Here is a 21056-nt window from a genome sequence, read left to right as displayed (position 1 = left end):
GCGGGGTTCTTGTTTGTGGCAGGCCACTTCGCAGTCAGACCGCTGCTGCGGTATCCAGGCGAACTCTTGGCGCCGGTGTTGCGCCCGCGCGGACGGTGCCAGGACCTGCCTTTTGCGCTTTCGGCGTGAGGTTCTGCAGTGTCAGCCAGTCCCTCCAGCGAATGCGCTCGTCGCGCACCAGCCAGCCTTCCTGTGCGGCAAAGCTCTCGGCGAGCCATAGGCCGCGAGTAGCGGCGGGCACCAGCTGGCCCTGGCGCAGGGTCAGCAGCTCGGCTGTCGGGCGGCCCTGTTCCAGAGGAATCAGATACAGATCCGGGCGGGCGTGATCCAGGCGGGCGATCAGCTTGCCGTTCTCCAGATGCTCGTCAACGTGCAGCAGGCTGAGTTGCTTGGCGTCTTTGGGCAGATCCAGGCGCAAGTCATAGACCAGTTGCAGCGAGGCGGTTGGCACGTGCACATAGGCGCGCGGGCGTTCCAGCAGGGTCAGGTTGCCGCATTGCACCGGCCGCGCAGCGCCGGACAGCGGGCTTAGCCGAAAGTGGGCGTTCTCTCGGTACTTGAGCGAGCCCTCGTAGGGCGCCGGTAGCCAGGTGTCGCCAAAGCGGCCGTAGAGCCAGCCTTCGCTGGTTTCCAGCAGGCACTCTTCGGCAACTTCTTGCAGGGCGGTCAGTAGCGGCAAGTTTAGCTCGTGAGCCGGTACGTAACCGGAGATCAACTTGAGGACGACGTCGCCACGGTCCTGGCGGCGCTGTCGTACGAGCACCCAGTACTCACGACCTTGCCAGTTCAGGGTGAGGCGCACCGAGACGCCCAGGTTGGCCAGTTCGACGGCGAAGCGTTGGCTGTCATGTAATTCGACTGGTTTGCGGCGCTCGAGCATTTCGCTGAAATTTAGCGGGCGGCCCAGGCTCTGGTAGGCGATACCGTCAGGCGTGGCCTCGACGTACAGGGGCAAGGTCTTGAACGTGGCGGGGTCTTTGCGGGAAATGATGCGCGGCATGTCGGCTCCTTCTTGCGTCGGGGTCGGCCGCATAAGCGGCGTTAACGGCGTGCGTTGCACGCCTGTCCATCACTCTCCTGATCCGTTATGACGGCTATTAGTGCCGACAATAACTTCGGCTGCCATGGCGACGTTATGCGCCAGGTGTACCGGGTTGATGGTGCCGACGATAGCGCTGCCAACGCCCGGATGACCGAATATCAGTTCGAAGCTGGCGCGTACCGGATCGACGCCGCTTTCCAGGCAGACATGGCCGCTGGCCAGGGCTTTCTTGATCAGGATGCCTTTGGCGTGAAGGGCAGCATAGTCCAATACCGGCCGCTCCTGCTGCTCGCTGAGATTGTAGGTAACCATCGCGCAGTCGCCGCGTTCGAGTGCCAGCAAGCCGCCTTCGACAGTCTTGCCGGAGAAACCAAAGGCGCGGATCAGCCCGGCCTGCTTGAGTTCGGCGAGAGTGTCGTAGACGGCTTCATCACGCAGGATCGCCAGATCGTCGCCGTTGGAGTGCACCATGACCAGGTCGATATAGTCCGTTTCCAGACGTTTCAGGCTGCGCTCCACAGAGTGGCGCGTGTGGGCGGCCGAGAAGTCGAAATGCGACAGGCCATTGTCGAATTCTTCGCCGACCTTGGTGACGATTACCCAGTCCTGACGCTGGCCGCGTAGCAACGGGCCGAGGCGCTGTTCGCTGATGCCATAGGCCGGCGCGGTATCGATCAGGTTGATGCCCAGCTGGCGGGCGAGGCTCAGCAGCTGGCGAGCCTGTTGGTCGTCAGGAATGGTGAAGCAATTGGGATATTTGACGCCTTGGTCGCGGCCCAGCTTGACCGTGCCCAGGCCCAGCGGCGAGACCTGCAGGCCGGTCGAACCCAGTGGACGATGCAGGCCGTGCAGGTTGCGGATCAAAACGAGGTCTCCCACGCAGTGCGGCCAATGACCGGGCGCGGCAGTTCCGGCAGCGCAGGATGATCAGCAGGACGAATGCCGTCACGTTCGAGATGGCTCAGCACGCGATCGGCGAAGTCCGGTGCCAGGGCCAGCTTGGTCGGCCAGCCGACCAGCAGGGCGCCCTGGTCGCTGAGAAAGGCATTGTCCGGGCGCACCAGCCCGCTTTGCGCCGGCTCCGCCCGCTCGACGCGCAGGGTCGCCCATTGGGCTGTGGACAAGTCGATCCAGGGCAGCAACTGACTGAGCTCTTTGCGCGCCGCCTCGATCTGCGCCGCTTCGTCACGCGCCACGCCATCGGCTTCGGCCAAGTCGCCACCCAGGTACCAAACCCACTCGCCATCGGCACTCGGGTGGCTGGTCACGGTGATACGTGGCTTCGGCCCCCCGCCCAGGCAATGGGCGTACAGCGGCTTCAGGCTCGGACCCTTGACCATCACCATATGCAGCGGACGAAGCTGTTGGTTCGGTTGCGCGACATTGAGGCTGGTCAGCAGGTCGGCATTGCCGCGGCCGGCGCTGAGCACAATGCGTTGGGCGCGAATCTCACGACCGTCGACGCATAAGCCGGCTAGTTGGCCATTTTCGTGCAGCGGCTGAATGTCGTCAGCGGCGAGCAGGCTGTCACCAGCGAGCTCGGCCAGGCGGGCGATTAGGCTCGGTACGTCCACCACCAGCTCCGCCAGGCGGTAGACCTTGCCTTTGAATTTCGGGTTTTGCAGGGCGGGCGGTAGCTGGTCGCCTTTTACCTGGTCGACGCGGCCGCGCACGGCCTTGCTGGCGAAGAAGCTGGTCAGGTTGCCGGCCAGGGTGCCCGGCGACCACAGGTAGTGAGCATCGGAAAGCAGGCGCACGCCGGACAGATCCAGCTCGCCGCTGCCATCCAAGGCTTCGCGCCAGCGCCGTGGCATATCGGCGATGGCTTCCGAGGCGCCGCTCAGCGCGCCATGCAGGGCATATTTGGCGCCACCGTGGATGATTCCCTGGGATTTGACGCTCTGACCGCCGCCCAGGCTGTCGCGCTCAACCAGCAGCGTGGCGTAGCCCTTGGCGCGCAGGCGCGCATTCAGCCACAGGCCGGCGACACCGCCGCCGACGATCAGGACGTCTGTGCTCAGAGTTTGGGACATGCGGGCGCCTCTCAGAAAAACAGGTGCGCAGTATAACGCTCAGTGGCCGGTGACGCGGGAGAACAGCTGGATCACCACCACACCACTTACGATCAGGCCCATGCCCAGCACGGCGGGCAGGTCGGGCTTCTGGTCATAGACGAACATCGCCGCGATACTCACCAGCACGATCCCCAGGCCGGCCCAGATGGCGTAGGCGATGCCCACGGGAATGGTGCGTACGACCAGGATCAGCATCCAGAACGCGATGCTGTAACCGACGATTACCAGCAGCAAAGGCAGTGGTTTGTTGAGCCCATCGACAGCCTTCATGGAGGTGGTTGCGATCACTTCCGCGGCAATCGCCAGAGCGAGATAGAGATAACCATTCATCGGCAGCACTCCTCTTAACAGGCTTGCAATTTTACCGACGCTGTTTGTTAGGTAAACTCATTACCTATCTGCATGGGAGATAGGTTGTGCGCTGGAGCCTTGAACAGTTGGAAGTCTTCGTGGCGGTGGCCGAGGGCCATTCGTTTTCTGCCGTGGCCCGGCGGCTGGGTCGCGTGCAGTCCGCGGTCAGCACGGCGGTGGCGGCTCTGGAGGACGATCTCGGCCTGCGCCTGTTCGAGCGCAGCAGCGGCCGCCAGCCCCGCGTGACCGACGCCGGGCTGGCCTTGTTGGAAGAAGCCCGCGAGCTGCTGCGCCAGTGCGAGCGGCTGGAAGGGCGGGCGCTCGGCCTGGCTCAGGGCGAAGAAGCCTGCCTGCGGCTCGCCCAGGACGAGGCCTTGCCGCTGCCGCCTGTGCTCGACAGCCTGGAGGGTTTGGCGCGGGCCTTTCCCGGGGTGGAGGTGCAGATGACCAGTGGCGGGCAAGGCGTGGTGGCGCGGCGGCTTATCGAGCGGCGCGCCGATCTTGGCCTGCTGTTTCACCATGAGGGCATGCCGGCGGAGCTCGAGCGCCGGCGCCTGGGCATGGTGGAGATGGTCATGGTCTGCGGCGCCGGCCATCCGCTGGCCCAGGCCGGGCCAGTCGGGCGCCGTGAGCTGGCGCGCCACCGCCAACTGCTGATCAGCCTGCAGGACACCCAGTACCCCGGCAACGAACGGATCAGCCCATCAGCCTGGCATGCGGACAGTTTCTACTCGATGGCCGAGCTGCTGATGCGCAACCTGGGTTGGGCCTGTCTGCCGCGGCACGTGGCCCAGTACCCGACCTATCAGGGCCATTTGGTTGAGCTACGCAGCGACTGGATCGCGCCGCCTCTGCCGCTGGAAATGGTGTTTCGCCGTGACGAGGCGCTGGGGCCGGCCGCCCAGTGGCTGGCCACGGCCCTGACCGAGCGCCTGCGGGTGCTCAAAGCGTGAGCTCGGCGCGCGACTTGTGCTGCTCCGCCGGCAACCCTAAGCTTCGCCGCCATGAACCGACATCTCTATAGCCTGCTGTTTCACCTCTGTCTCCCGCTGATCGGCCTGCGCCTGGCTTGGCGTGCCTGGCGCGCGCCGGCCTACACCAAGCGCGTTGGTGAGCGCTTTGCGTTGCTGCCGCCACTGCGTCCCGGCGGCATCTGGGTGCATGCCGTGTCGGTAGGTGAAAGCATCGCCGCCGCGCCGTTGGTGCGCGAGCTGCTGGCCCGCTATCCGGATATGCCGATCACCCTGACCTGCATGACGCCCACCGGCTCCGAGCGAATCCGCGCGCTGTTTCCCGAGGCGCAGTTCGCCGGCCGGGTGCAGCACTGCTATCTGCCCTATGACCTGCCCTGGGCTGCGGCGCGGTTTCTCAAAAAGGCGCAACCGAAGCTGGCGGTGATCATGGAGACCGAGCTGTGGCCCAACTACATCCACCAATGCGCACTTCGCGGCATCCCGGTGACGCTGGCCAATGGACGGCTCTCCGCGCGTTCGGCCAAAGGCTATGGGCGCTTCGCCAAGCTGACCGCGCCGATGCTTGCCGAGTTGGATCTGCTCGCGGTGCAGAGCCAGGTCGAGGCTGAGCGCTTTATCGACCTGGGGGCGCGGCCCGCCGCTGTCGAGGTTACCGGTTCGATCAAGTTCGACCAGCAGGTGGATGCAGAGGTATCGGCTCGCGCCAGCGCGTTACGCGGGCAATGGCAGGCGCAACAGCGGCCCGTGTGGATCGCCGCCAGCACTCGCGAAGGTGAGGACGCGCTGGTGATCCAGGCGCACCGGCAGTTGCTCGCCAGCCAGCCGGATGCCTTGCTGATTCTGGTGCCGCGCCATCTGGAACGTTTCGACACGGCGGCGGCGCAGTTGCGTGAGGCAGGGCTGAGCTTCATACGGCGCTCGTCAGGCGAGGCGGTTGGCCCCCAGATGCAGGTGCTGCTGGGCGACAGCATGGGCGAGCTGATGTTTCTGTACGCCCTGGCCGATATCGCCTTTGTCGGCGGCAGCCTGGTCGAGACCGGCGGCCATAACCCGCTGGAGCCCGCGGCGCTGGGCCTGCCGGTGATCATGGGGCCGCACCGTTTCAACTTCCTGGAAATCACCGCGCAACTGCTGGAACGCGGTGCACTTTGCGAAGTGGCAGATGCCGACGCGCTGGGTAGGCAAGTGGCAGCACTGCTGAGCGAGCCAGCGCATGCGGCGGCCATGCGTGAGGCTGGGCTGGCGGTGCTCAAGGCCAATCAGGGCGCGTTGAAGCGCCTGCTGGATGGGTTGGAAAGGCTGCTCGTTTAACGCCTGCTCAATTGGCCTTGATGTGGCCGCAATGCTGTGGGCTCGAGCCGCCGCGATTCATTGTGGGAGCGGGCCACGCCCGCGATATCGCGCGCATGGCGCGCTCCCACAAAAGCGGGCCTGTCCTGCAGGCGCCGCCTATTCTTCGCCCTGCAGCCGCGCTTCGCCAGCCTTGGCCAGGTCGGTGGGCAGGAAGTCGCGATCCGGGTTGTAGTCCGGCTTCAGGTAGGCGCCCAGGGCTTCGAGGTCGGCCGGGCTGAGGGTGCCGGCGGCCTGCTTGAGGCGCAGGTTGTTGAGGATGTAGTCGTAGCGCGCGTCGTTGTAGTTGCGCACCGCGCTGTACAGCTGGCGCTGGGCGTCCAGCACATCGACGATATTGCGGGTGCCGACCTGATAACCGATTTCCGTGGCTTCCAAGGCGCTCTGGTTGGAGATGATCGACTGGCGGCGCGCCTGCACGGTTTCTACGTCGGTATTCACCGCGCGGTACAGGTTGCGGGTGTTCTGCACCACTTCACGGCGTAGCCCTTCGCGGCGTTGCTCGGACTGACTGAGGCGCTGGTAGGCCTCGCGCGCTTGCGAGCTGGTCAGGCCGCCGCTGTACAGCGGGATGTTCAGTTCCAGGCCGATGGTGCGCTGCGACACGTCGCTGCCGTAGTTCTGCCCGGTGTAGTTGGGGTTGCTCAAGCCAAAGGCGTCGTTGTCACCGCGTTTGTAGCTGGCGACCGCGTCCAGCGTCGGCGCATGCCCGGCCTTGCGTTGGCGCAGGGTTTCTTCGGCGGCGTTGACGGCAAAATTGCTGGCCTGCAGGTTGAGGTTCTGCGCGGCGGCGGTATTCACCCAGGCCGTGGCGTCGTTGGGTACCGGGGTGAGAATCGGCAGGCTGTGCTGAATGCCTTCGACGCTGCGGTATTCGCGGTTGGTCAGGGTGACCAGTGCCTCGAAGGCGTCCTCGACCTGGCGCTGGGCCGTGATGCGGTTGGCCCGCGCACTATCGAAGCCGGCTTGGGCCTGCAGCACGTCGGTCTTGTCCGACAGGCCGACGTCGAAGCGCTCGTTGGCCTGATCCAGCTGGCGGTTGAAGGCAGCCTCTTCGGCTTTTGTCGACGCCAGATTGTCCTGGGCGCGCAGAATCGAAAAGTAGGCCTCGGCACTTTGCAGGATCAGGTTCTGCTCATTGGCCGACAGCTCCAGCGCTGCCTGCTCGCTGACGGCCTCGGCAGCCTGCAGCTGGAACCAGCGGTCGGCGCGAAACAGCGGCTGGCTGAGGTTCGCTTGGTACACCGTGCCGCTGCGCGACTGGGTGGCAGACGGCTGCTGCAGCGCCGTGCGGGTGTCGTTCATTTGGGCGCCAGCGCTGAGGTTCGGCAGTAGGCCGGCGCGGGCCTGAGGCACACCCTCGCGGCGCGCCGCGAAGTCGGCGCGGGCAGCAGCCAGGTCGGCATTGTTGGCGGCGGCCTCCTGGTACACCGACATCAGATCAGTGCGCACCGACAACGGGGCAGTATCTGCCAGGGCCGTGGCGGTTGAGGCGGCGGTCACGGCAACGGCCAGGGAAAGTCTGCGCAGCATGTCTGTGGATCCTAGAAGGGCAGTAGCAGGCGAGACTAAGCCCGGCCACCAGAGGGGTCAAGGCGCGTGGCGGCGGCCACTATCCGACCTGCGGGTCGTGCCGACGTTGCTGCCACCTGCGGCTGCCAGTAGACTGGCAGAGTTCTTGTCGGGGTGCCTCGAATCGGAGGCTGAGATCGGAGAGTTCCGGATCCCGTTGAACCTGATCAGGTTAAGGCCTGCGTAGGGAACAAGAGGTATCCACCTCTACAGATCGTTTAAAAAACGTAGGCGAGGCAGCCAACGCAAGGCAAAAAGTGGCGAAAAAGCGGAGTGTACGAGTAGTACATGAGCATTTGAGCCGATTTTTAACGCCGCGATGGCAACGCAGATAGTTTTTCAGCGACCTGCATGGTGGATTCCCCCACACCGCACTCGTGGTGTGCCCGCGCCCTGGCTGTTTGAACATGCCGGCGCTCTTCACGATCTCCCGCATGTTCAAGCAGCCAAGGTGCGGCGTTGCTTCATCGCGTGCATCCATCAGGTTCTCCCCGACATCCAGCCGAGGAGCCAACCGATGAGCGTCAAACAACAACAGCAGAACCTCAGTGAGTCCGCCCAGGTCGACCAACAGTCGATCCAGCCTTTCCTCCGTTCCCAGAAAATCTACGTGCAGGGCAGTCGCCCGGACATTCGCGTGCCAATGCGCGAAATCAGCCTGGACGTTACGCCCACCGCATTCTCTGAAACAAAGAGCGGCGGCGAGATCAACGCCCCGGTCACCGTCTACGACACCTCCGGCCCCTACACCGACCCGAGCGTGACCATCGATGTGCGCAAGGGCCTGGCCGATGTGCGCAGCGCCTGGATCGAAGATCGTGGCGACACCGAGCGCCACGATGGCCTGTCCTCGGAGTTCGGCCAGCGCCGCCTGGCCGATGAAGAGCTGACCAAGATGCGCTTCGCCCATGTGCGCAATCCGCGCCGCGCCAAGCCGGGCAAGAACGTCAGCCAGATGCACTACGCACGGCAGGGCATCATCACCCCGGAGATGGAATACGTCGCCATCCGCGAGAATATGAAACTCGCCGAGCACCGCGCGGCGGGCCTGCTCAAGGAGCAGCATAGCGGCAACAGTTTCGGCGCCAGCATTCCCAAGGAAATCACTCCAGAGTTCGTCCGTGACGAAGTGGCCCGCGGCCGCGCCATCATTCCGGCGAACATCAACCACACCGAGCTGGAGCCGATGATCATCGGCCGCAACTTCCTAGTGAAGATCAACGGCAATATCGGTAACAGCGCCCTGGGTTCTTCCATCGAGGAAGAAGTCGCCAAGCTGACCTGGGGTATCCGTTGGGGGGCGGACACGGTGATGGACCTGTCCACCGGCAAGCATATCCACGAAACCCGCGAGTGGATCATCCGCAACTCGCCGGTGCCGATCGGCACCGTACCGATCTACCAGGCGCTGGAGAAGGTCAACGGCGTGGCCGAAGACCTGACCTGGGAGCTGTTCCGCGACACCCTGATCGAGCAGGCCGAGCAAGGCGTGGACTACTTCACCATCCACGCCGGCGTGCTGCTGCGCTACGTGCCGCTGACCGCCAAGCGGGTTACCGGCATCGTCAGTCGTGGCGGCTCGATCATGGCCAAGTGGTGCCTGGCACACCACAAGGAGAACTTCCTCTACACCCATTTCGAAGACATCTGCGAAATCATGAAGGCCTACGACGTCAGCTTCTCGCTGGGCGATGGCCTGCGCCCCGGCTCGATTGCCGATGCCAACGACGCCGCCCAGTTCGGCGAGCTGGAAACCCTCGGCGAGCTGACCAAGATCGCCTGGAAGCACGACGTGCAATGCATGATCGAAGGCCCCGGCCACGTGCCGATGCAGCTGATTAAGGAGAACATGGACAAGCAGCTGGAATGCTGCGACGAGGCGCCGTTCTACACCCTTGGCCCGCTGACCACCGACATCGCGCCGGGTTACGACCACATCACCTCGGGCATCGGCGCGGCGATGATCGGCTGGTTCGGTTGCGCCATGCTCTGCTACGTCACGCCCAAAGAGCACCTGGGTTTGCCGAACAAGGACGACGTGAAGACCGGGATTATCACCTACAAGATCGCCGCCCACGCGGCCGACCTTGCCAAGGGGCATCCGGGTGCGCAGATCCGCGATAACGCATTGAGCAAGGCGCGCTTCGAGTTCCGCTGGGAAGACCAGTTCAACCTCGGGCTGGATCCGGATACCGCGCGTTCCTATCACGATGAAACCCTGCCGAAGGATTCGGCCAAGGTCGCCCACTTCTGCTCCATGTGCGGGCCGAAGTTCTGCTCGATGAAGATCACTCAGGAAGTGCGTGAATACGCCAAGGAGAATGGGCTGTCGGACGAGAGCAAGGCGGTCGAGGCGGGCTTCAAGGAGCAGGCCGAGCGCTTCAAGGAGGAAGGCTCGGTGATTTACCGGCAGGTATAAAACTACAGCCGTAAGCGCGCTTGCGGCTGATTACCCATCTTTAACGTGCGGCGCCGGGCATATACGCCGGGCGCAGGATGCCCTGCAGCTGGTTGTAGGGGATGAGGATTTCCGGGTGGCCGTCGGAGTAGGGCGCCAGGCGGGCGACGTCGTACTTGAGCATCACCGCATCGGGGTTCAGGGCGATGTTGGCGGTGCGCTCGAACGGCCAGGTCTTGCGGTACTCCACGTCATTGCCGTGGCCCTGTGCGATCAGCCAGGCCTGGTGGGCGCGTTGGGCGATTTGCCAGAAAGCCGCTTCTTCGCCGGGTACCAGCATGTCCTGCAGGCTCAGCACCTTGTTCTGCTCACGGTCGTAATTGATGTACGTGCGCCCAGGCACGCCGTGGGCGCCGCCGATGAAGTGGTAGCTGGACAGCTCGATCACCACCAACTGGTCATGCTGGCTGAGTACCTTGGCCTGCAGGTAGCTGACCCAGCCCGGCTTACCGTTAGCCAGAAACTCACGCTCGTGTTCAGCCAGCGACTGTGGCCGCGTGCCGGTAGCATCTTTCACCAAGTCGAGTAGGGTCGCTTCAATGCGCGCGTTGAGTGCCGGTTGATCGACCACGCGCTGCAGCTCCACATTGACCAGCGGGCAATCCTGGGCGCTGCAATCTGCTGCCTTGTGCTCCCATTTTTCATGGGTGGTGGCCGCAGCCGTTGGTGTAGCGGGTTTGGACAGGCTCTGGCAGGCGCCAAGCAACAGGGCGAGGCTGAAGAGGGCACCAAGACGGACAACGCTGGACATGTTCATGCAGGAAAAAGCCATTGGCAGAGGACGGGCGTTCGACTGCCTGACGGCAGGGGAGTTCGCGATTATTCGCCAATCCGAACAGATCGGCCAGGCTTTCGATCCGTCCCTTGCGGGAGAGCCTCAACAGCCCCTAGGATGGCTCCAATATGTCGGTAAAACGAGAGACCAGCAGATGACCGAGACCTTCACCCCCGGCCCGGACGCGGTGGAAATCATCGAGCGTGAGGAATGTTTCCGCGGCTTTTACCGCCTGGATCGCTTCCACCTGCGCCACCGGCAGTTTTCCGGCGAAATGGGCCCGGTGCTGCGCCGCGAATTGTTCATCCGCCACGATGCGGTATGCGTGCTGCCTTACGACGCGGTGACCGACAGCGTGGTGCTGATCGAGCAGTTTCGCGTCGGTGCCATGCACAAGGCCACCAACCCGTGGCTGGTCGAGCTGGTCGCCGGATTGATCGACAAGAACGAAGAACCTGATGAAGTGGCGCTGCGCGAGGCCGAGGAAGAGGCCGGGCTGACGCTGACTTCTTTGTGGCCGATAACCCGCTACTTCCCGTCGCCAGGCGGCTCCGACGAATTCGTTCACCTGTTCCTTGGGCGCTGCAGCAGCGCCGGCGTGGGTGGTGTCCATGGCCTCGAAGAAGAGGGCGAAGACATTCGAGTGCAGGTGTGGCCCTTTGAGGACGCCTTACAGGCTGTCCGCGACGGCAAGATCAACAACGCGGCGAGCATCATCGCCCTACAGTGGCTGGCGCTCAATCGCGCCGAGGTCAGGGGCCTATGGGGGTAAATCTGCTGCGCGAGCGCTACCGGGTCGATCTGATCGAGCTGCAGGCGGCCTGCGAAGCCAACTATGCGCGGCTCATGCGCCTGCTGCCAGGCATGCGTGAGGCCCAGGTGGCACGGCGCGTGGCGCTGAGCCAGGGCGAGCGGCAGCTAGGTGTGTTGGCGCTGGAAGTGGTGGAGAGCTGTCCCTACACCTCCACGGTGCAAGTGCGCCAGGAGTACAGCCTGCCATGGTTGCCGGTGCCGCAACTGGAGGTGCGCGTCTACCATGACGCGCGTATGGCCGAAGTTACCGGGGCCCAGAGCGCCCGGCGCTTTCGTGGTATCTATTCCTATCCCAACGCCGCCATGCACCAGCCGGACGAGAAAACCCAGCTCAATGTGTTTCTCGGTGAATGGCTAAGCCATTGCCTGGCATGTGGTCACGAAACAGAGCCCCTTGATGTGGGTGGTGGCCCCTGGCCATAAAAATGCATCAAATTTCTGTGAACCAGTGCTGATTTACGGGTTTACCGGCCCGCCTCGCGATTCCATAATTCGCACTCATTCAAGGAGAAACACCTTGGCGCGTGCGTCTATCCCCCCTTCCGCCGATTCCTCGGTGCTGCTGGTGCAGCTTACCGACAGTCATTTGTTCGCCGATACGGCCGGCCGCCTGCTGGGTATGGACACCGCTGACAGCCTGCAACGCGTGGTTGCCCAGGTGCTCGAAGAGCAGCCGGTCATCGACATGATCCTGGCTACCGGTGATCTGTCTCAGGATGGCAGCGCAGCCTCCTATGCCCGCTTTCGCGAGCTTAGCGGCGCCATCGATGCCCCGGCGCGCTGGATTCCCGGTAATCACGACGAGATCCCCGTCATGCAGGCAGCCTGCGTGGGGACTGATTTGCTCGAGCCGGTGGTGGACCTCGGCAATTGGCGGGTCACGCTGCTGGACTCGTCGATTCCCGGCGCCGTGCCGGGTTATCTGCAGGAGTCTCAGCTGGTGCTGCTCGAGCGCGCCCTGATCGAAGCGCCAGAACGCCACCACCTGATTTGCCTGCATCACCACCCCATTGATATCGGCTGCGAGTGGATGCAGCCAATCGGTCTGCGTAACCGCGATGCGCTGTTCGCAGTGCTGGAGCGTTTCCCGCAGGTGCAGGCCGTGCTCTGGGGGCATGTGCATCAGACCATCGACGAGCAGCGTGGTAGCGTGCGGCTGTTGGCGTCGCCCTCGACCTGCGTGCAATTCACGCCGGGGAGCGAGGACTTTCAGGCCGACAGCACCGCGCCGGGCTATCGCTGGCTGCGTCTGCATGACGATGGCCGCCTGGAGACTGGCGTCTCGCGGGTCGACGGCTTTGTATTCACACCCGATTACAACATTGGCGGGTACTGACGCTCGGTGCGTCGCGCACCCGCTGAGACGCCTGGTCGCGACAGCAGCGCTTGCGGCCGGCCGGCTGGCGCTAGTAGCCTCGCGTTATGACCAATAGCATTCTTTATATTCACGGACTCAACAGCTCGCCCGCGTCTGCCAAGGCCAGCCAGCTGATCGAGGCCATGGCCGTGCGCGGCCTGCAAGCGCAGCTGCGGGTTCCCGAGCTGCATCATCATCCCCGCCAGGCCATCGCCCAGCTAGAAGCGCTGATCGCCGAGCTGGGGCGGCCCACGCTGGTCGGCAGCTCGCTGGGCGGCTACTATGCGACCCACCTGGCCGAACGGCATGGGCTCAAGGCGCTGCTGATCAACCCTGCTGTGCGCCCCCATGAGCTGTTCGATGGTTACCTGGGCACGCAGACCAATCACTACAGCAACGAAACCTGGGAACTGACCGCGGACCACGTGACCGCCCTGGCCGAACTCGATGTCGAGCCGCCGACAGACCCGGCGCGTTATCAGGTGTGGCTGCAGACCGGCGACGAAACCCTCGATTACCGGCGCGCCCAGGCCTATTACCGGCACTGCGCTTTGCGCATCGAAGCCGGCGGCGACCACGGTTTCCAGGGTTTTGCCGAGCGCCTGCCCGTGTTGTTCGCCTTTGCCGGCATTGCGCCTGCGCCCTGAGTGGGCGTACCGACCCCCCGATCAATCAGAGCATTGCACAGACCCATGGCCCAGCAAAACGCCTACAACGCCGATGCCATCGAAGTTCTTTCCGGCCTCGACCCGGTGCGCAAGCGCCCGGGGATGTACACCGACACCACCCGTCCCAACCACTTGGCGCAGGAAGTCATCGACAACAGTGTCGACGAAGCCCTGGCCGGCCACGCCAGCTCCATCCAGGTGATCCTCCACGAGGACAACTCTCTGGAAGTGACCGACGATGGCCGTGGCATGCCGGTGGATATCCACCCGGAAGAGGGCGTGCCTGGCGTCGAGCTGATCCTTACCAAGCTGCACGCCGGCGGCAAGTTCAGCAACAAGAACTACCAATTCTCCGGCGGCCTGCACGGCGTCGGCATCTCGGTGGTCAACGCCCTGTCGACCCGCGTGGAAGTACGCGTCAAGCGCGACGGCAACGAGTACTCCATGGCGTTCGCCGATGGCTTCAAGGCCAGCGATCTGGAAGTGATCGGCACCGTGGGCAAGCGTAACACCGGCACCAGCGTGCATTTCTGGCCGGACGCCAAGTACTTCGACTCCCACAAGTTCTCGGTCAGCCGCCTCAAGCACGTGCTCAAGGCCAAGGCCGTACTTTGCCCGGGCCTCGCCGTCAGCTTCCATGACAAGGCCAGCAACGAGAAGGTCGAGTGGCTGTACGAAGATGGCCTGCGCTCCTACCTGGTCGACGCGGTCAGCGAATTCGAGCGCCTGCCTAACGAGCCGTTTTGCGGCAGCCTGGCTGGCAACAAAGAGGCGGTGGATTGGGCGCTGCTGTGGCTGCCGGAAGGCGGCGACGCGGTGCAGGAAAGCTACGTCAACCTGATCCCCACGGCTCAGGGCGGCACCCACGTCAACGGTCTGCGTCAGGGCCTGCTGGATGCGATGCGCGAGTTCTGCGAGTTTCGCAACCTGCTGCCGCGTGGCGTCAAGCTGGCGCCGGAAGACGTCTGGGAGCGCATCGCCTTCGTCCTCTCGATGAAGATGCAGGATGCCCAGTTCTCCGGGCAAACCAAGGAGCGTCTGTCGTCCCGTGAGGCGGCTGCGTTCGTCTCCGGCGTGGTCAAGGATGCCTTCAGCCTGTGGCTCAACGCCCACCCGGAATTCGGCCAGCAGCTGGCCGAACTGGCGATCAGCAACGCCAGTCGCCGGCTCAAGGCCGGCAAGAAGGTCGAGCGCAAGAAGATCACCCAGGGGCCGGCGTTGCCTGGCAAGCTGGCTGACTGTGCGGGGCAGAACCCGATGCGCTGCGAGCTATTCCTGGTCGAGGGTGATTCGGCAGGCGGCAGCGCCAAGCAGGCACGGGACAAGGAGTTTCAGGCGATCCTGCCGTTGCGCGGGAAAATTCTGAATACCTGGGAAGTGGATGGCGGCGAAGTGCTGGCCAGCCAGGAAGTGCACAACATTGCCGTAGCGGTCGGCCTCGACCCCGGCTCCAGCGATCTGAGCCAGCTGCGTTACGGCAAGATCTGCATCCTCGCCGACGCCGACTCCGACGGCCTGCACATCGCCACGCTGCTCTGCGCGCTGTTCGTGCAGCATTTCCGCCCGTTGGTGGACGCGGGCCATGTGTACGTGGCGATGCCGCCGCTGTATCGCATCGACCTGGGCAAGGAAATCTACTACGCCCTGGACGAGCCCGAGCGCGACGGCATCCTCGACCGTCTGGTGGCCGAGAAGAAACGCGGCAAGCCACAGGTCACCCGCTTCAAGGGTCTGGGTGAGATGAATCCGCCGCAGCTGCGCGAAACCACCATGGATCCCAATACCCGGCGCTTGGTGCAGCTGACCCTCGACGATTTCGAGGGCACGCGTGAGGTGATGGACATGCTGCTGGCCAAGAAACGCGCCGGTGATCGCAAATCCTGGCTGGAGTCCAAGGGCAACCTGGCCGAGGTCCTACTCTGATGCGCTACCTGCTCGGCGCCATGCTGTTTGCAGCCGTGACGCCGGCATTGGCTGATGCACCGCCGCTTGAGGAGCTCAAGCTGGCCAGCGAGCACCCGGTGGCCGGCATGGACGCGGGCAATCTGTCGGGCCTGGCCTGGTGTGGCGAGGCCTTGTGGGCGGTATCCGACCGTGAGGATGACCGCGTTTATCGGCTCGACTCGTCGGCGACCGTCTGGCAGGCCGAAGCCGAACGTTTCGTCGCGCCGCCCGCACCGGAAATGCCATTGCCCTGGGGGTTGCGTATGCGCTCGTGGGTAGCCGGCCTGGTGCGCGGCGGTCATCTGGATTTCGAAGGCATCTCCTGCGACGCCAAGGGCAATCGCTATCTGGTCAGCGAGAGTCGAGCCGCCGTGCTGCAAGTGCCGCCTGCCGCCGATGCGCAGTGGCTGAACCTGCCTGAAGGCATGGTGCGCCAGGCGCGGGCCAGCGGCATGCTGCTGCATTTCAACTCGCTGTTCGAGGGCATCGCCGTCGACCCGGCTGGCGAGCGCCTGTGGCTGGCCGCCGAGAAAGAACGCCGTGGGCTGGTGGTGTTGCACAATCGGCGCGCCACCTGGCGCTGCGAGGGCGGCTGTGTGCTGCTCAATGAAGGCGGCGAAGAAGCCTCGCCCGAAGCGCTGGGCGGCCGACCGGCCCCGGTGGACTTCTCTGACCTGGCATTCTTCGAGGATAAGCTCTACACCCTGGAGCGTCAGGCCCATCGCATCTGCCGGCGCACGCCAGCCAATGGCGAGGTCGAGCGTTGCTGGTCGTTCGCCGCCGAAGCATTGACCGACGAGCGCCGCTATCCTATGCATTACGGGGTTGCCGAAGCCCTGTCGATGGACGCCGAAGGCGCCTGGGTCGGCCTCGATAACGGTGGTCACGCCCGTGGCGATGGCGAGAAACGCCCAGTGGTCTGGCGCTTCGCAGCGCCGGCTGGCGGCTGGGGTGCCGCTCAGTGAGCGAGCAGACTGCAGGCCGCCGTGCCGGACGCGTGATGCTGGTGCTCGCTTGGGGCGCCGGGTTGCTGCTGGCTACGCACTTTTTCGGTAATTGGGAGGATGCCAAACAGCATCCCAATCGCCAGCCGGAGTCGGTGCATGGCAGTGGCTATGTGGAAGTGCGCCTGGCCAGCAGCCCTGGGGGACACTACCTGGTCGATGGGCTGATCAACGGCGAGGGGGTGAGCTTTCTCCTCGACACCGGCGCCACCCAGGTCGCCATTCCCAGCCAGGTCGCCGAAAGCCTCGGCTTGCAAGCCGGCGCGCCGGTACAGATCAGAACCGCCAATGGCATCGCCACGGCGCACCGCACACGCCTGGAGCGTTTGCAGCTCGGCGATATCGTTTTGCACGACGTGTCTGCACTCATCGCCCCAGGCATGGATGGCGACGAAATCCTGCTGGGCATGAGCGCCTTGAAACACCTTGAATTCAGTCAGCGCGACGGCACCTTGATGCTGCGCCAATCAACCTTGCAATGAGGCACGCATGAGCGAAACCCTCGATTTGAGCCTGGACGGCGTAGAACGCCGTTCTCTTGCCGACTTCACCGAGCAGGCTTATCTCAATTACTCCATGTACGTGATCATGGATCGCGCGCTGCCGCATATCGGCGACGGCTTGAAGCCCGTGCAGCGGCGCATCGTCTATGCCATGAGCGAGCTTGGCCTGGACGCCGATTCCAAGCACAAGAAGTCGGCGCGTACCGTCGGTGACGTACTCGGTAAATTCCACCCCCACGGTGACAGCGCGTGCTATGAAGCCATGGTGCTGATGGCGCAGCCGTTCAGCTACCGCTACACGCTGGTCGACGGCCAGGGCAACTGGGGTGCGCCGGATGATCCCAAGTCTTTCGCCGCCATGCGTTACACCGAGGCGCGGCTGTCGCGTTATTCCGAAGTGCTGCTCAGCGAGCTCGGCCAGGGCACCGTGGACTGGGTGCCGAACTTCGACGGCACCCTCAACGAGCCGGCGACCCTGCCGGCGCGGTTGCCTAACATCCTGCTCAACGGCACCACCGGCATCGCCGTAGGCATGGCTACCGACGTGCCGCCGCACAACCTGCGTGAAGTCGCCACCGCGTGTGTGCGCCTGCTCGATGAGCCGAAGGCCACGGTCGAGCAGCTCTGCGAGCATATCCAGGGTCCGGATTACCCAACCGAAGCGGAAATCATCACCCCGCGTGCCGACCTGCTGAAAATCTACCAGACCGGCAAGGGCTCGGTGCGCATGCGCGCCGTTTATAGCATTGAAGATGGCGACATCGTGGTCACCTCGCTGCCGCATCAGGTGTCCGGCGCCAAGGTGCTGGAGCAGATCGCCGCGATGATGCAGGCCAAGCCGTCGAAGGCGCCGCAGATCGCTGACCTGCGTGACGAGTCGGATCACGAGAACCCTTGCCGTATCGTGATCATCCCGACTAGCAGCCGGGTCGATCACGATGCGCTGATGCAGCATCTGTTCGCCAGCACCGATCTGGAGTCCAGCTACCGGGTCAACACCAACGTCATCGGCCTCGACGGCAAGCCCCAGGTCAAGGACCTGCGCACCCTGCTGGTCGAGTGGCTGCAATTCCGTGTCGGCACCGTGCGCCGCCGCCTGCAGTTCCGTCTGGATAAGGTCGAGCACCGTATGCACCTGTTGGAGGGCCGCTTGATCGCCTTCCTCAACCTCGATGAAGTGATCCATATCATCCGCACCGAGGACCAGCCCAAGCCGGTACTCATGGAGCGCTTCGGCCTGACCGAGATCCAGGCCGAGTACATCCTCGAAACTCGCTTGCGCCAACTCGCCCGCCTGGAAGAGATGCAGATCCGTGGCGAGCAGGATGAGCTCAGCAAAGAGCGTGACAAGCTGCTGGCGCTGCTCGGCAGCGAAGCCAAGCTGAAGAAGCTGGTGCGCAAGGAAATCCTCGAAGACGCCGAAAAATATGGCGATGATCGTCGTTCGCCGATCGTCGAGCGCGCCGAAGCCAAGGCGCTGACCGAGCACGATCTGCTGCCGAACGAGAAGATCACTGTGGTGCTCTCGGAAAAAGGCTGGGTGCGCTCGGCCAAGGGCCACGAAATCGATGCCACTGGCCTGTCCTACAAGGCTGGCGATGGCTTCAAGACGGCTGCGCCGGGCCGTTCCAACCAATACGCGGTGTTCATCGACTCGACCGGGCGCAGCTATTCGCTGGCCGCTCACACCCTGCCGTCGGCCCGTGGCCAGGGCGAACCGCTGACCGGTCGTCTTACGCCGCCGGCTGGTGCCACCTTCGAGTGCGTACTGCTGCCCGATGACGAGGCGCTGTACGTGATCGCCTCCGATGCCGGCTATGGTTTCGTGGTCAAGGGCGAAGACCTGCAGGCCAAGAACAAGGCCGGCAAAGCGTTGCTCAGCCTGCCTAATGGCGCGCGGGTAGTGGCGCCTCGGCCGTTGGTCAGCCGTGAGGAAGACTGGCTGGCCGCGGTGACCACCGAGGGCCGCCTGCTGCTGTTCAAGGTCTCCGACCTACCGCAATTGGGCAAGGGCAAAGGCAACAAGATTATCGGCATTCCCGGCGAGCGAGTGGCCAGTCGCGAGGAGTACCTCACCGACCTGGCCGTGTTGCCGGCGGGCGCGACCCTTGTGTTGCAGGCTGGCAAGCGTACCCTGTCCCTTAAGGCCGACGACCTCGAGCACTACAAGGGCGAGCGTGGCCGGCGTGGCAATAAATTACCGCGTGGCTTCCAGCGTGTGGACGCCCTGCTCGTCGAGTAACGGCTGTCGGCAGTGGCCTGGGGCTGGAGTTGAGCGGCGGTTTGACGGATGATACCGCCCCTCTTGTGCCCGCCAGGCGGTGGGCCATTTGCCATTTTTTGGGTCATGCGCCGGGTGGCAGGCGCATTGCATATGGACAGGGATTATTCACACCACGTCGGGTTTGCCAGGCGCGGTGATTTATCTATTTTTTGTTATTGGTTTTTCACCTGTAGCCATGATTGCTGGCCTTGCTGCCAGCCGGAAGAGATTGATGATTGTTAAGCGGCTTCCTCTCACATTACTGCTCACCGGTCTGCTGATGCTGACCGGGTGCTCTCATATCATGCCGGTCTCCTACTACCAGCTCGATGGTGGCCCGGTGGCCAACAAAACGGCGGATAAGGACGGCTTGAGCGTCCTGCTGGGCCCAATCACCGTTGCTGACTACCTGCAGCGCGAAGCCGTGCTGCAGCGCCAGGACGACGGCAGCCTGAGCACCGCCCTCACATCCCGTTGGGCTGGCAGCCTGGCCACTGACCTGGATCGCCAGGTGCTGCGCCAGTTGGCAAACCAGATCAACAGCCAGCGCCTGGTAATGGCCTCGGACAATCCGAACTACAAGGCTCAGGTGCAGGTGCTGTTGACCATCACCCGCCTGGATTCCGGTCCGCGTCAGCCTGCGGTGCTCGAAGGCCAGTGGCGTCTGGTCGGCCGTGACGGCCAACTGCTCGACACCCGCCTGGTGCACCTGGAAGAGAAGCACAAGGGGCCGATTGCCGATCAGGTTCGCGCGCAGAGCGAAGTGGTCCAGCAGTTGGTCGCGCAACTGGCGAGCGCGGTGAAGAGCCACGCCAGTACGCCAATCGCGGCTGAAGAGCCTCGGCGCAAAGCGCCGGTTCCGGCTGCCCGGCAGGAACCACCGAAAATGCCGGTGGCCGAGCCGATCCGGATCGACGCGGAAGTCTTCCGCTTCTGATCCCCGCGGATCAGGCCTGTTCTGATCCGCTGCTTGTCTCATCACGCTGATAACCTTCCAGCACCCCAGCCGTGCGTATCGCCTCGTCGAGGAATACGGTAACGGCTGGGTGCTTGCGTTCGCCCTTGCGATAGGCGAGAGAGATCTTGCGCTGAATCGCCGGAGCCAGGCGTACGGCGGTAACGTCCTCCAGCGGCCGCAACAGGCGCAGCCCTGATACCACCGAAATCGAATTCCCCGAGGCGACCATGGCCGCGACCATCTCGAAGCCGGCGCAGTGGGCGTTGATGCGTGGTGCAAACCCCGAGCGTCGGCAGAGGTTGCCGATGAACTCGCCAAACGAGCTGTTGGTGGAGTCCAGTGCCCAGGCTTCGCCCTGCAGGTCGGCGATGGTCAGTGTGCTGCGCGATGCCAGCGGGTGGCGGCTTGGCAGTAGCACATGCAGGCGGTCCTCGGTCAGCGGGATCAGCTCGTAATGCTCCTGGCGTGCCTTGCTCGCGCCAGCCAGGTCGTCGACCACCGCCACGTCGATTTGCCAGGCATTCAAGGCACTGAGGCTTTCCTGCGGCTCCAGGTCGGCGACCACTACCTCCAGGCGTGGATAGGCCTGACGCAGGTTATGCACGATCGGCGCGACCAGCGCCACGGCAATCGACGGGAAGGCGGCGACTCGCAGTTCGCCGGCAATCTCACTGCGCATCTGCGCCAGCTCCGAGCGGGCCTCGTCGAGAATCACCAAGATGCGCTCGACATGTGCCACCAGGCGGCTGCCTGCGGCTGTGAGCACTACCCCACGGCCACGCCGTTCGATCAACGCCACATCGGTCTCGCGCTCCAACTGCGCCACCTGCTGGGAAACCGCCGATGGCGTCAGGTGCAGAAACTCGGCAGTCGCCGCCATGGTGCCGCAGCGGGCCAGCTCGCGAAGGGTGCGCAGGCGGATCAGATCCATGAGTCGGCCCTAATAGGT

General features: G+C 64.0%; 19 protein-coding genes and 1 riboswitch. Of the genes, 12 read left to right on the top strand and 7 right to left on the bottom strand.

All coding sequences use genetic code 11. The annotated features are described in order from the left end of the window. Positions 1 to 34 precede the first annotated feature (34 nt). The 4 genes from BUC40_RS13320 to BUC40_RS13305 all read right to left on the bottom strand — a co-directional run bounded on the left by BUC40_RS13320 (position 35) and on the right by BUC40_RS13305 (position 3447). Positions 35 to 1000, bottom strand: a complete 966-nt coding sequence (locus tag BUC40_RS13320) for a metal ABC transporter ATPase (RefSeq protein WP_073266453.1) — start codon at positions 998 to 1000, stop codon at positions 35 to 37. Between the two features lie 69 nt (positions 1001 to 1069). Beyond that, a complete protein-coding gene (locus BUC40_RS13315) occupies positions 1070 to 1903 on the bottom strand; it encodes an aldo/keto reductase (protein ID WP_083593546.1) in 834 nt (277 codons plus the stop codon). Beyond that, the gene (locus BUC40_RS13310; protein WP_073266449.1) at positions 1903 to 3075 is read right to left on the bottom strand and encodes an NAD(P)/FAD-dependent oxidoreductase; all 1173 of its coding nucleotides are present in this window, start codon (positions 3073 to 3075) and stop codon (positions 1903 to 1905) included. Before BUC40_RS13310 ends, BUC40_RS13315 begins: the two co-directional genes overlap by 1 nt. A gap of 39 nt (positions 3076 to 3114) precedes the next feature. After that, positions 3115 to 3447: a DMT family transporter gene (locus BUC40_RS13305; protein ID WP_073266447.1), complete on the bottom strand. Its 333-nt coding sequence runs from the start codon at positions 3445 to 3447 to the stop codon at positions 3115 to 3117. Positions 3448 to 3533: 86 nt separating this feature from the next. Here BUC40_RS13305 and BUC40_RS13300 point away from each other — a divergent pair, with 86 nt between their 5' ends. Continuing rightward, positions 3534 to 4421, top strand: coding sequence for a LysR family transcriptional regulator (locus BUC40_RS13300; RefSeq protein ID WP_073266445.1), 888 nt, complete (start codon positions 3534 to 3536; stop codon positions 4419 to 4421). Positions 4422 to 4472: 51 nt separating this feature from the next. Beyond that, positions 4473 to 5753: a lipid IV(A) 3-deoxy-D-manno-octulosonic acid transferase gene (waaA, locus tag BUC40_RS13295; RefSeq protein WP_073266443.1), complete on the top strand. Its 1281-nt coding sequence runs from the start codon at positions 4473 to 4475 to the stop codon at positions 5751 to 5753. 138 nt (positions 5754 to 5891) lie between these two features. On the opposite strand, the gene BUC40_RS13290 is transcribed toward waaA, so the two are convergent. Further along, positions 5892 to 7325 carry a TolC family outer membrane protein gene (locus BUC40_RS13290; protein ID WP_073266441.1) on the bottom strand — a complete coding sequence of 478 codons (1434 nt, stop codon included), beginning with the start codon at positions 7323 to 7325 and terminating at the stop codon, positions 5892 to 5894. A 139-nt stretch (positions 7326 to 7464) separates the two neighbouring features. Next, positions 7465 to 7571, top strand: a riboswitch (TPP riboswitch). A 310-nt stretch (positions 7572 to 7881) separates the two neighbouring features. On the opposite strand from BUC40_RS13290, the gene thiC reads away from it, so the two are divergent. Further along, positions 7882 to 9783, top strand: a complete 1902-nt coding sequence (thiC, locus tag BUC40_RS13285; RefSeq protein WP_073266439.1) for a phosphomethylpyrimidine synthase ThiC — start codon at positions 7882 to 7884, stop codon at positions 9781 to 9783. 40 nt (positions 9784 to 9823) lie between these two features. Here the strand turns inward: thiC and BUC40_RS13280 are convergent, their stop codons facing one another. Continuing rightward, positions 9824 to 10579, bottom strand: a complete 756-nt coding sequence (locus BUC40_RS13280) for a DUF3298 and DUF4163 domain-containing protein (RefSeq protein WP_167369158.1) — start codon at positions 10577 to 10579, stop codon at positions 9824 to 9826. A 172-nt stretch (positions 10580 to 10751) separates the two neighbouring features. Between BUC40_RS13280 and BUC40_RS13275 the strand changes: the two genes are divergently transcribed. The 9 genes from BUC40_RS13275 (at position 10752) to BUC40_RS13235 (ending at position 20086) form a co-directional block, all read left to right on the top strand. Continuing rightward, on the top strand, positions 10752 to 11369 hold the full coding sequence (locus BUC40_RS13275) for an NUDIX domain-containing protein (protein WP_073266437.1): 618 nt from the start codon (positions 10752 to 10754) through the stop codon (positions 11367 to 11369). Further along, positions 11360 to 11833 (top strand): DUF1249 domain-containing protein, encoded by a 474-nt coding sequence (locus tag BUC40_RS13270; protein WP_073266435.1) that lies wholly within the window; start codon positions 11360 to 11362, stop codon positions 11831 to 11833. Before BUC40_RS13275 ends, BUC40_RS13270 begins: the two co-directional genes overlap by 10 nt. Before the next feature lie 94 nt (positions 11834 to 11927). Beyond that, positions 11928 to 12746, top strand: coding sequence for a 3',5'-cyclic-AMP phosphodiesterase (gene cpdA / locus BUC40_RS13265; protein WP_073266433.1), 819 nt, complete (start codon positions 11928 to 11930; stop codon positions 12744 to 12746). 86 nt (positions 12747 to 12832) lie between these two features. Next, positions 12833 to 13414: a YqiA/YcfP family alpha/beta fold hydrolase gene (locus tag BUC40_RS13260; protein ID WP_073266431.1), complete on the top strand. Its 582-nt coding sequence runs from the start codon at positions 12833 to 12835 to the stop codon at positions 13412 to 13414. 45 nt (positions 13415 to 13459) lie between these two features. Further along, the gene (gene parE, locus BUC40_RS13255; RefSeq protein WP_073266429.1) at positions 13460 to 15358 is read left to right on the top strand and encodes a DNA topoisomerase IV subunit B; all 1899 of its coding nucleotides are present in this window, start codon (positions 13460 to 13462) and stop codon (positions 15356 to 15358) included. Positions 15359 to 15378: 20 nt separating this feature from the next. Further along, positions 15379 to 16344 (top strand): esterase-like activity of phytase family protein, encoded by a 966-nt coding sequence (locus BUC40_RS13250; RefSeq protein ID WP_244160651.1) that lies wholly within the window; start codon positions 15379 to 15381, stop codon positions 16342 to 16344. Further along, entirely contained in the window at positions 16341 to 16865 is a 525-nt protein-coding gene (locus tag BUC40_RS13245) for a retropepsin-like aspartic protease family protein (RefSeq protein WP_073266425.1), read from the top strand. Before BUC40_RS13250 ends, BUC40_RS13245 begins: the two co-directional genes overlap by 4 nt. Positions 16866 to 16872: 7 nt before the next feature. Continuing rightward, positions 16873 to 19128 (top strand): DNA topoisomerase IV subunit A, encoded by a 2256-nt coding sequence (gene parC, locus BUC40_RS13240; RefSeq protein ID WP_073266423.1) that lies wholly within the window; start codon positions 16873 to 16875, stop codon positions 19126 to 19128. 253 nt (positions 19129 to 19381) lie between these two features. Next, entirely contained in the window at positions 19382 to 20086 is a 705-nt protein-coding gene (locus BUC40_RS13235) for a PqiC family protein (protein ID WP_208605773.1), read from the top strand. A gap of 10 nt (positions 20087 to 20096) precedes the next feature. Here BUC40_RS13235 and BUC40_RS13230 read toward each other — a convergent pair whose 3' ends face one another. Beyond that, complete coding sequence (locus BUC40_RS13230) at positions 20097 to 21038, bottom strand: LysR family transcriptional regulator (protein WP_073266419.1); 942 nt, start codon at positions 21036 to 21038, stop codon at positions 20097 to 20099. Between the last annotated feature and the right edge of the window lie 18 nt (positions 21039 to 21056).

Origin of the sequence: Phytopseudomonas punonensis (genome assembly GCF_900142655.1) — a bacterium.
GTDB lineage: Bacteria > Pseudomonadota > Gammaproteobacteria > Pseudomonadales > Pseudomonadaceae > Aquipseudomonas > Aquipseudomonas punonensis.
This window is presented reverse-complemented; position numbering and strand designations above follow the sequence as displayed.